This window comes from Winogradskyella alexanderae (assembly GCF_020166335.1).
GTDB classification, from domain to species: domain Bacteria; phylum Bacteroidota; class Bacteroidia; order Flavobacteriales; family Flavobacteriaceae; genus Winogradskyella; species Winogradskyella alexanderae.
Map to the genome: position 1 here is coordinate 233042 of NZ_JAIUJR010000005.1, position 10269 is coordinate 243310.

The 10269-nt window shown below is 35.0% G+C and carries 11 protein-coding genes; 8 read left to right on the plus strand and 3 right to left on the minus strand.

Annotation, left to right across the window (positions count from 1 at the left end; genetic code table 11):
* Positions 1–32: 32 nt before the first annotated feature.
* Positions 33–881 carry a UDP-2,3-diacylglucosamine diphosphatase gene (locus LBU54_RS09425; RefSeq protein WP_224528665.1) on the plus strand — a complete coding sequence of 283 codons (849 nt, stop codon included), beginning with the start codon at positions 33–35 and terminating at the stop codon, positions 879–881.
* Position 882: 1 nt separating this feature from the next.
* Here LBU54_RS09425 and LBU54_RS09430 read toward each other — a convergent pair whose 3' ends face one another.
* The gene (locus LBU54_RS09430; RefSeq protein WP_224528667.1) at positions 883–2298 is read right to left on the minus strand and encodes an FAD-binding oxidoreductase; all 1416 of its coding nucleotides are present in this window, start codon (positions 2296–2298) and stop codon (positions 883–885) included.
* 126 nt (positions 2299–2424) lie between these two features.
* Here LBU54_RS09430 and LBU54_RS09435 point away from each other — a divergent pair, with 126 nt between their 5' ends.
* The 5 genes from LBU54_RS09435 (at position 2425) to LBU54_RS09455 (ending at position 6252) form a co-directional block, all read left to right on the plus strand.
* The gene (locus LBU54_RS09435) at positions 2425–2919 is read left to right on the plus strand and encodes a hypothetical protein (protein WP_224528669.1); all 495 of its coding nucleotides are present in this window, start codon (positions 2425–2427) and stop codon (positions 2917–2919) included.
* 180 nt (positions 2920–3099) lie between these two features.
* Positions 3100–4182 carry a glycine cleavage system aminomethyltransferase GcvT gene (gcvT, locus tag LBU54_RS09440; RefSeq protein WP_224528673.1) on the plus strand — a complete coding sequence of 361 codons (1083 nt, stop codon included), beginning with the start codon at positions 3100–3102 and terminating at the stop codon, positions 4180–4182.
* A 28-nt stretch (positions 4183–4210) separates the two neighbouring features.
* Positions 4211–5041, plus strand: coding sequence for a sugar nucleotide-binding protein (locus tag LBU54_RS09445; RefSeq protein ID WP_224528675.1), 831 nt, complete (start codon positions 4211–4213; stop codon positions 5039–5041).
* Between the two features lie 51 nt (positions 5042–5092).
* Positions 5093–5380: a 4a-hydroxytetrahydrobiopterin dehydratase gene (locus LBU54_RS09450; RefSeq protein ID WP_224528678.1), complete on the plus strand. Its 288-nt coding sequence runs from the start codon at positions 5093–5095 to the stop codon at positions 5378–5380.
* Between the two features lie 119 nt (positions 5381–5499).
* Positions 5500–6252, plus strand: a complete 753-nt coding sequence (locus LBU54_RS09455; RefSeq protein WP_224528681.1) for a YebC/PmpR family DNA-binding transcriptional regulator — start codon at positions 5500–5502, stop codon at positions 6250–6252.
* A gap of 112 nt (positions 6253–6364) precedes the next feature.
* Here the strand turns inward: LBU54_RS09455 and LBU54_RS09460 are convergent, their stop codons facing one another.
* The gene (locus tag LBU54_RS09460) at positions 6365–7012 is read right to left on the minus strand and encodes a sugar transferase (RefSeq protein WP_224528684.1); all 648 of its coding nucleotides are present in this window, start codon (positions 7010–7012) and stop codon (positions 6365–6367) included.
* 351 nt (positions 7013–7363) lie between these two features.
* Positions 7364–8209 (minus strand): NAD-dependent epimerase/dehydratase family protein, encoded by an 846-nt coding sequence (locus LBU54_RS09465; protein ID WP_224528687.1) that lies wholly within the window; start codon positions 8207–8209, stop codon positions 7364–7366.
* 367 nt (positions 8210–8576) lie between these two features.
* Between LBU54_RS09465 and LBU54_RS09470 the strand changes: the two genes are divergently transcribed.
* Both LBU54_RS09470 and LBU54_RS09475 read left to right on the plus strand, forming a co-directional pair.
* A complete protein-coding gene (locus LBU54_RS09470; RefSeq protein WP_224528689.1) occupies positions 8577–9068 on the plus strand; it encodes a hypothetical protein in 492 nt (163 codons plus the stop codon).
* A gap of 200 nt (positions 9069–9268) precedes the next feature.
* Positions 9269–10269, plus strand: a 1001-nt coding sequence (locus tag LBU54_RS09475; RefSeq protein ID WP_224528691.1) for a PIG-L family deacetylase, incomplete at its 3' end; no start/stop codon positions are given.

Sequence of the window (10269 nt, forward strand, 5' to 3'; positions counted from 1 at the left end):
ATCCTTTGATTTGCAATTATTAATAGCACGTTTTGAAACTAAAAAGGAAAGTTGAAATTGCAGTAATTTCTGATGTCCATCTTGGGACCTTTGGCTGTCAAGCCAAGCAGTTACTTACTTACCTTAATAGTATTGAGCCAAAAAAACTCGTATTAAACGGTGATATTATTGATATTTGGCAGTTTAAGAAACGTTACTTCCCAAAGTCGCATTTAAGCGTTATCAAAAAAATAATGGACTTTGCTTCTAATGGTACCGAAGTGATCTATATTACAGGTAACCATGACGAAATGTTGCGAAAATTTACCGATACAACAATTGGCAACATCTCCATAGTCAATAAGCTCGTCCTAAATTTAGATGGCAAACGCGCATGGTTTTTTCATGGTGATGTTTTTGATGTTTCTATGCAAAATGCAAAATGGTTGGCCAAACTTGGTGGTTGGGGATATGATATCCTTATTTTAATAAACAGTTTTATAAATTGGTGCTTAGAAAAACTAGGTAGAGAGCGCTATTCCTTATCCAAAAAAATAAAGGATAATGTAAAAAGTGCAGTTAAATATATCAATGATTTTGAAGACGTAGCTACCGAATTGGCAATTGAAAATGGTTACGATTACGTAATCTGTGGGCATATACACCAACCTAAAATGCTGATTAAGGAAAATAAACACGGTAAAACCACCTATTTAAATTCAGGAGATTGGATTGAAAATTTCACAGCATTGGAGTATCAATTTAAACGTTGGAAGGTCTATAACTATACAAACGATAAATTAGCACCATTCTTTACCGATAGCGATTTACAAACCATGGATATGCAAGATTTGATTGCGGCCATCACTATTGTAGACAATCCCAAAAAAAAGAAAAACTGATTTAGTCGAAATCTAAAATTTTACCTGGATTCAATAGGTTTTTTGGATCTAAGGTAATTTTAAGTTGTTTCATTAAATATAATTCTGCGTCGGTTCTACAGAGCGGCAAATAGACTTTTTTATGCAGTCCTATACCGTGTTCTGCAGAAACTGAGCCGTTTAGACCTTTAATTGGTTGATATACAATAGTATTAATAGCCATTCTTAAACTATCACTTTGATTCGTTTTACCTATTATAAAGTGGATATTTCCATCGCCAACATGACCAAATGGAAATACGTGAGTAACACCTTCAACCGTTTTTAATTGTTCAGAAATTATTGCAATAGTTTCACCTATAGCATGTATTGGTAAGCTAATATCAAAGTGCTGGTCGTAATCGCAGACTGCAACTAAGGCATCAACGTTTTCTCTTATGTTCCAGAACCAACTTAGTTCTGACGCGGTGTAAGCCAAAGCTCCATCGAGAATTAATTCATTATTAAGTGCTTCTTCTAATAATTGCTCCATGCGGTTTTGGTCCTCGGTTTGGTTACTTCCCAAACCTTCAATGAGAACGTAATAATTATAATCGTAAGGTAAAGGTGATCTATCTATGGATGGATCCTTTGTTAAGGTAATAAAAGTCTCTTTCCAAATCAATTCATAGCTACTAAGGGTTCCTGCCAAACCTTTATCTACATATCGCATAAATTCTACAACTTTATCATAGTCATTTATACCTACAAATGCACTTTTTCTGCTTTTTGGTGCTTCAACTAATTTTAAGACAGCTTTAGTTACGATACCCAAAGTGCCCTCAGAGCCAATAAACAATTGTTTTAGGTCGTAACCCGAGTTATCCTTAATTACCTTTTTTAAGGAAGATAAAACAGTACCGTCACTTAGCACTACCTCAAGGCCAAGAACAAGATTCCGAGTCATTCCAAATCGGATGACCTGCAAACCTCCAGCGTTTGTAGCTATTGCACCACCAATCTGAGCAGATCCTTTAGCACCGTAGTTTAATGGAAATAAAAGCCCTTTTTCTGCAACAGCATTCTGTACGTTCTCAAGTATGGCTCCTGCTTCAACCGTAATTGTTCTGCTTTGAAGATCCGGATTCTCTATAGCGTCCATGCGCTCCATAGATATCACAATTTCGTCTCCATTGGTTTCTGTACTACCGACTAGATTTGTTAATCCACCAAAAACAATTACCGGTTGCTCTTGAGCGTAACAGATTTTCATTATAGAGGCTACTTGTTCTGTAGTATGTGGGAGTAGCATGGCCTTAACGTTCAAAGGTTCATCCATCCTCCAAATATGGTGGTACCGATTTTTAAGCGCTTCACCGTATACTATCTGATCCGTATTCAGTACCGTATGGAATGATTCTAAAAGCGTATTCATTTTATGAGTTTCGTTTCTATGCATATGAATGAAAATTGAGCTATTCACTCTTAATAAAAATGTTTATAAATCTATGAAGAATTCTAATAAATATTTTCTTTTGGCGTTATTTTTGTAAGCATTTACGAAATCAATAAATAACGATATACTATGAAGAAATTAGTTTTAACTACAGTAACTGTTTTTGCTATACTTTTAATGGGCAATGCACAGGAAATTGCAGAAAATGCTATAGGTCTTAGGCTTGGCGATAGCGATGGTTTTGGGGCAGAAATCTCATACCAAAGGGCTTTGGGTGATAACAACCGATTGGAGGTTGACCTTGGATTGCGTTCCGGTAATGACTTTGATGGTTTTAAAATTGCTGGACTCTATCAATGGGTATGGCAACTGGATGGCGATTTTAACTGGTATGCTGGTGCTGGTGGCGGTATAGCCAGCTATGAGTTTGATAACAGCCCTCCTGGATTTGATGATGGCGAAACTTTTGTATTCGTAGCAGGGAATGTAGGCATAGAGTATAGTTTTGACATCCCTTTGATGTTATCTCTAGACTTTAGACCAGAATTAGGTTTTGGAGACGACATATACGATAATGATGACTTGGATTTTGACATAGCCTTGGGTATACGTTATCAGTTTTAATCACTTAGTAACATGATATATCAACCACCTCGACAGGTGGTTTTTTTTGATTAAAATTCTAACAAATTATTTAATTCGAAACTCGCAAAATTCCTTAATTTTGCGCATCCTAAATTGATGCTTAATCCTTAAAATTAACACTTCAGTTTAAACAGATACTGAAATAAATTCAGCACAAAAATGAAAAACACTGCATTAACAGACACACACATAGCACTAGGCGCCAAAATGGTTCCTTTTGCTGGTTACAATATGCCTGTACAATACGAAGGCGTTAATATAGAACACGAAACGGTAAGAAATGTAGTTGGTGTTTTTGATGTGTCGCACATGGGCGAATTTTTAGTTGAAGGCCCCAACGCACTAGATTTAGTTCAAAAAGTTACTAGCAACGACGCATCTAAACTCACCGTTGGAAAGGCGCAATACAGTTGCATACCAAACGATAATGGTGGCATTGTAGACGACTTAATTGTATACAGAGTTAAGGACGAAACCTACTTACTGGTTGTAAATGCCGCAAATATTCAAAAGGACTGGGATTTCATTACCTCCAAAAATGATGTCGGCGCAACAATGCGGAACTTAAGTGACGATTATTCGTTATTGGCCATTCAAGGTCCTAAAGCGGTTGAAGCGATGCAAACCTTATCATCCCACGATTTATTTCAAATAGGCTTTTACAATTTTATTGTAGGTGACTTTGCGGGAATAGACCACGTGATCATATCAGCAACCGGATACACCGGTAGCGGCGGCTTTGAAATTTACTGCAAGAACTCTGAAGTAAAACAAATATGGGACAAGGTCATGGAAGCTGGGGCACCCTATGGCATCAAACCCATTGGTTTGGCCGCAAGGGATACCTTGCGTTTAGAAATGGGCTACAGCCTTTATGGCAATGATATAGATGATACCACATCGCCTTTTGAAGCAGGTTTAGGCTGGATTGTAAAATTCACTAAAACCTTTACCAATTCAGAAAATCTGTCTGAACAGAAAAAAAGCATTCTAAAACGCAAACTTGTAGCATTTGAGCTTGACGAGAAAGGGATACCAAGACGCGGTTACGATATTGTTGATGCAAATGGTAAAGCCATTGGAAAAGTAACTTCAGGAACCATGTCACCTTCTTTAAAAAAAGGTATAGGATTAGGCTACGTATCTCCAGCCTATACTGGATTTGGCAGCAAAATATACATACAGGTACGTAAAAAAGCAATTCCTGCAACCGTTGTAAAACTTCCATTTTACAAGGGCTAAAAGCCTGGCTTAAATTGCTGGTGGATCAATGAAGAAGGATTTAAACAAACATCGCATTCTTATTCTCGGAGGAAGTGGTTATATCGGTAATGCCCTGTATAAAGAATTAGGACCCTATTTTAGAACTTATGGCACTTACCTAACACCAAAACGTGAGTTTGAAAGCAACAAACAGTTCTTTCAGTACGCTGTAGAAGAAGATGATGTTTATGAAATACTCGAGGCCTGCAAACCAACTATTATTATTTCTGCTATGCGTGGGGATTTTCACGCGCAGACTATTGCACACCAGCATGTTGCAGAATATGCTTTAGAGTATGGCAGTCGCATTATATTTCTGTCTTCTGCCAATGCTTTTGATGCCTACAGCAAATATCCAAGTTATGAACTGGATAAAACGCTGAGCCATAGCAAATACGGCCATTTTAAAATTAAGATAGAGAATATGCTCTTGCGCTTGCCTAAACGCCAAGTCGCTGTTTTGAGATTACCAATGGTTTTTGGACCAAATTCACCAAGAATTCAAGAGATTAAGCAGCGTATTGATGAGAAGGAGCCTGTAGAGATTTTCCCTAATCTTATTATGAATGTAACCCTTGACAAAAAGGTTACACAACAAGTACATTACATTATTAACCGGAATAAATACGGTATTTTCCATTTAGGGAGTACCGATTTGGTACATCACGATGAATTTATAAAAACCCTGCTTTCGGTTATTGCCAACGGTAATGTAAAATACAAGCATGTTTATACGACCAATGAAGACCGCTATTTGGCAGTACTCCCTAAATTCAATAAATTACCCAAACACCTTCAAATTACCAGTGAGGACGTGTTAGAAGAACTTCATAAATAAGCTTGTGCCAACGCCACTTATTTAGTACTTTTCGGTAAAACAAAAACACATATGAAACTAGACGATGCTACAATAGAAAAAAGATTATTACGCTTTCCGGATTGGGAATTTCATAACAGCGCTATTCATGCCGAATTTGAATTCGACAATTTTAAGGACTGTTTCAGTGCTATGAGCCGCATTGCTTTTGAGTGTGAAGCCCTTAACCATCATCCGGATTGGAGTAATGTATATAATGTGCTTCGTATTTCACTATCTACCCATGATGAAGGAGGCGTAACCCAAAAAGACTTTGATTTGGCAGCAGCTATTGAAGCTATTGTAGAGGTTGAAGACTAGACTAAAGCACTACTATTCACCCTAAAGATTGAGTTCGTTAAACTTTAATATTTTACTACATTTGTTTTGCCTTGATTAAAAGGTTTTCATTTTAATTATTATAACTATTCACGCTAACTATGGGAAGAGCTTTTGAGTTTAGAAAAGCACGAAAAATGAAACGTTGGGCTGCAATGAGCAAAGCCTTTACGCGTATTGGAAAAGATATTGTAATGGCTGTTAAGGAAGGTGGTCCGGATCCTGACAGTAATTCACGGCTTAGGGCGGTAATACAAAATGCTAAGTCCGTAAACATGCCCAAGGATAATATTGAGCGTGCCATTAAACGCGCATCAGACAAAAGCCAGGGCGATTATAAGGAGGTTTTGTTTGAAGGCTATGCACAACATGGTATTGCCATTTTGGTAGAAACGGCTACCGATAATAACACACGTACGGTTGCCAACATTAGGAGCTATTTTAACAAGTGCGACGGAAGTCTAGGGACATCAGGTTCTGTAGCGTTTATGTTTGACCACACCTGTAATTTTAAAATCAATGGCGATGGTTTGGATTTAGAAGAATTAGAGCTAGAGCTTATTGATTTTGGCGTTGAGGAAATATTTGAAGATACGGACCAGGACGAGGAGGGAAAAGAAATTACCAGTGTAATGATCTATGCGCCATTTGAAAGTTTTGGCAACATACAGTCCTATTTGGAAGAAAATAACATAGAAATTCTATCCTCTGGTTTTGAGCGTATTCCGCAGGTGACCAAAAAGCTATCACCAGAACAAATGGAAGATGTTGAGAAGCTATTGGAAAAAATCGAGGAAGACGATGATGTGCAGAATGTGTACCATACTATGGAAGAAGCGATGGAAGACAAATAATCCTAATCTGACAAAAGTTCTTTATTTTTAGGAAAATTACTAAATAACCATGTAAATAAATATTTGGTTGTCAAATTTTAATTAACGTTAATGCCAAAGAAAAGGGTTTTCTTCAAGAAGCATAATTAGTCTTCTTTTGTTTTTTTCGGTATATATCGAAAGGGTCTAGAAATTCGTCCTGATCTATGGCAACATCTGATTTTGATGTCAATTTAAGTAATGTCCAATATAGAATCTTAACATCGAGTAAAAAAGTCAATTTTTCCACATATTGTACATCCAAAGCAAAGCGATCTTCCCAAACTAGATTATTTCTACCTTTTACTTGTGCAAGTCCGGTTACACCTGGTTTAACATTGTGACGTTTTCTTTCTATGTCATTGTAATGAGGGATGTAATAGACAGGGAGAGGTCTCGGACCTATTAGGCTCATGTCACCTTTTAGGACATTAATCAATTGTGGAATTTCATCTAAAGAATATCTTCTAATAAACTTGCCAATTTTGGTGGTACGTACTCTCATCGAAAGCAGATTGCCATTGGAATCTTTCCTGTCATTCATGGACTTGAATTTGATAATCTTAAAAATTTTCCCATTCTTACCCGGTCTTTCTTGAAAGAAAAATGGTAAACCTTTAAAATCAATCCAAAGAATTATTGTTAGGATGACAAACAAAGGAGAAATAATTAAAATACCAAATAAAGCAGCGCCAAGGTCAAAAAGAGGTTTAACATAATTAACGTATAGATTATTGGACATGCGATTATGAATTAAGTAATAGATTGTTTTAATTGTATTAACAAATAAAAATAAATAATTCTGCCCTAACCAATTTAGACGACGAAAGTCAAATCCATGGGATATATCACTAGAATATGGCAAATCTGCAGTATTCAAAACAACTAGTAAACGCACAATGTGTTAAAAGTCGAAAACAATCAATCAAAACCTTAATCAAAATTGTGTGATAATTACCTTAAGCTTAAGATGAACATTCGATATTTTTTCCCTTTAAACAGTTCCCCATTGATTTGAAAATAATGAAAAATCTTTCAAATTGGAGATTGAAGTTGCCTTAGATTTCAGTGCTTAGCTTTTTTTATTCTTTAATTAAATTATATTAAGTATTTCTAACAAACCATCTTTGATTGACATTTCAGGATAATAGTCGATTTTTTTATAAATTGTATCATCGAATGGAAATCCTTGACCTGATTCTTTTTTATCTTTTACAAATTCAATATTGACAGGATTATTCGTTAATTCATAGACGCTACGAGCAATTTCTAAATAGGTATTTGGAGTCTTTGTAACACAATCGTATACTCCAAAAACCCTTTTTTTAACTACCCTGTAAATTACTTCTGCAAAATCCTTTATATGAAGATAATTTGCACGACCACCATGGATACCAAATAAATAAAGTTTCTCACCTTTAGAAGCGGTTTCTACAATTTGATAAAGAAATGGATGGTGTTTTATAAAAGAAGGATCCTTACCGTATAATTGGGAAGGTCTTAAAATAGTAAATGGAATTCCATCTCTTTCTAAACAATAATTTATAACTTCTTCTGCATGTTGCTTTGAAATGTTATATATACTATACAGTGGAGACGTTTCTTGCAGATGAACGAATATGCTTGATATAAAAAGAAAATGTTTCACATTCATCCTTTTCAAATGAAAACACAATTCCATTGTATCTAATACATTATACTTTTCAGTTTCATAAATCTCATCGTCTGTTTCTCTGCCAAATGCCGCAGCAGTGTGTATCACCACATCTGCGTGATAAGGCAATTGATCGGCTAAAGATTTATTGGGGTTTAAATTAATATCGCAGTCTCTACGACCAACTGTAATTATTTCATAATCATTAGAAAATAATGGCATTACATATCGTGACACGCTAGAATTTCCACCTATTAAAAGTATTTTCCTAGTTTTTTTATCCATTGAAATGTGTGTTTTTTATTTTGATATTATTTCTTTTATAAAAAAAAGTGAAAATTTTGATTGTTGAAATCAAATCTATGAAAGTAGTTCAAATTAAAACTATTAATTCTATATGAGACATTTTTAAAGGATAAAATGACCTTTTTTAGCATTTGAAAAAAAATTAATGCAACGGAAAAAAATATAGCATAGGATAATGCGCTGGTTATTTGCTGTAACTAAACGAACTTTAACGCCACTTTCAACCTTTAGCCGCTCAAATTGGTAATTGACCCCAAAAAAAATTGAGATTTTGAAAATTTCAAAATTATTGTTTTTTATTTGTTATAGTTTTTTAACAAAAAATTCTAATTTAACTACATACATAATGAAAAAAGAGTATTTAGAAAAGGTACAAACCATTGATGATTTAATAACTGCATTTTATGCCTGCCTTGGAGGCGAACCAGGTGAAAAAAGAGATTGGGATTTTATGAAATTTTTATTTCATCCTCAAGGAATGAAAATAGGTTACGAATACGATATTAACAAAAATTTTAGACCTCAATGGATACATCCAAATGATTATATTGAACGTATCGGATTTTGGTTTAATAATACTCGTGAGACAGCTTTTTATGAAAGAGAATTGGGAAGAGTTGTAGAATCCTATGCTAATATAGGTCATGCATTTAGCCATTGTGAAGCTTTCCATAGTAAAGAGGATATGGCTAACAACAAGCCCTATAAACAAGATGTAAAGAGTATACAATTGGCTTACTATCAAGACAGATGGTGGATAATTAATATGTTCTGGCACGGTGTAAAACCAGAATTTCCAGTACCGGACAGATACAAGAAGTTTCAACAATTCCCATAAGTATTAAAAAGAGTAAAAGAATACAAAACCCGATTTGGGAAACGAACCCAATTGAAATGGGTTTTCTCTTAAAAAACATTTAATTTAAAACTGAAATTTCAATCCATTTTGCTAAATTTAGATAGTATATTTTGTTACCATTCCGCAACGAAAGAATAGTTATAAACTACTTTGTATTTAATGATGAAAAACTATTAATCATGAAAATATTACATTATCTACTTTATTCGTTAGTTTTTCTTTTTTGTTCCTATAATTTAAAAGGACAAAACAAGATTGATATTTATGTTTCTGCTCATGCTGATGATTGGCAATTGTTTATGAACCCTAACGCATACACTGATGTTAAAAGTTCTGATCATAAGGTTGTTTTTATTCATATAACTGCAGGAGATGCAGGTGCGGGTATAGGTTACAATAACTACTACTTAGCTAGGGAAGAAGGAAGCCTGAGAGCGTTAAGATTTATGTCTAACACCTTTACTTCAGGGGCAGGTCTCGGCACCGATATGAATGAAAACAATGTAACGATTAACGGGCATCAAATATTAAAATATAGTTATAGAAATATAGTTGCTTATTTTTTAAGATTGCCAGATGGTAATCTTAATGGTTCCGGCTATACCAGTACAGGAAATGAAAGTGTGCAAAGACTCTATAATGGCTTAATATCCTCAATATCGGCGGTTGACGGATCAACAACTTATAACTCAATTACCGACTTTACCAATACAATGCAATCTTTAGTAGAATTAGAAGCAAATGGGTCTCAACTCATAACTTTTAATATTGCAGACGACGATGCTTCTATAAATCCTGGAGATCATTCAGATCATATATATTCCTCAAAAATTTTCCAAGATGTTGCTAATAGTATTGGAGATGTAGAAATGAATTTATATTCAGAATACCATACCAGCGAAAGACCTCAAAATATATTTGAAAATGACTATTTGGTAAGTGCAGCGACATGGGGAGTAACTGCATCTGGATTATCTGATAATTTTCACTACAGTACGTGGGATGGCACACACAATGCTTGGATTGGCAAACAATACTATAGAGTAGTTCATACGGACAATAATCCTGAGACTACACCTAATATCGCATTAAACAAGCCGTCTAGTGCATCAAGTTATGAACCTAATAGCGGAAGTTCGGAAGCCAATGATGGTAATTATTCGGCAAGCAACAATTATTG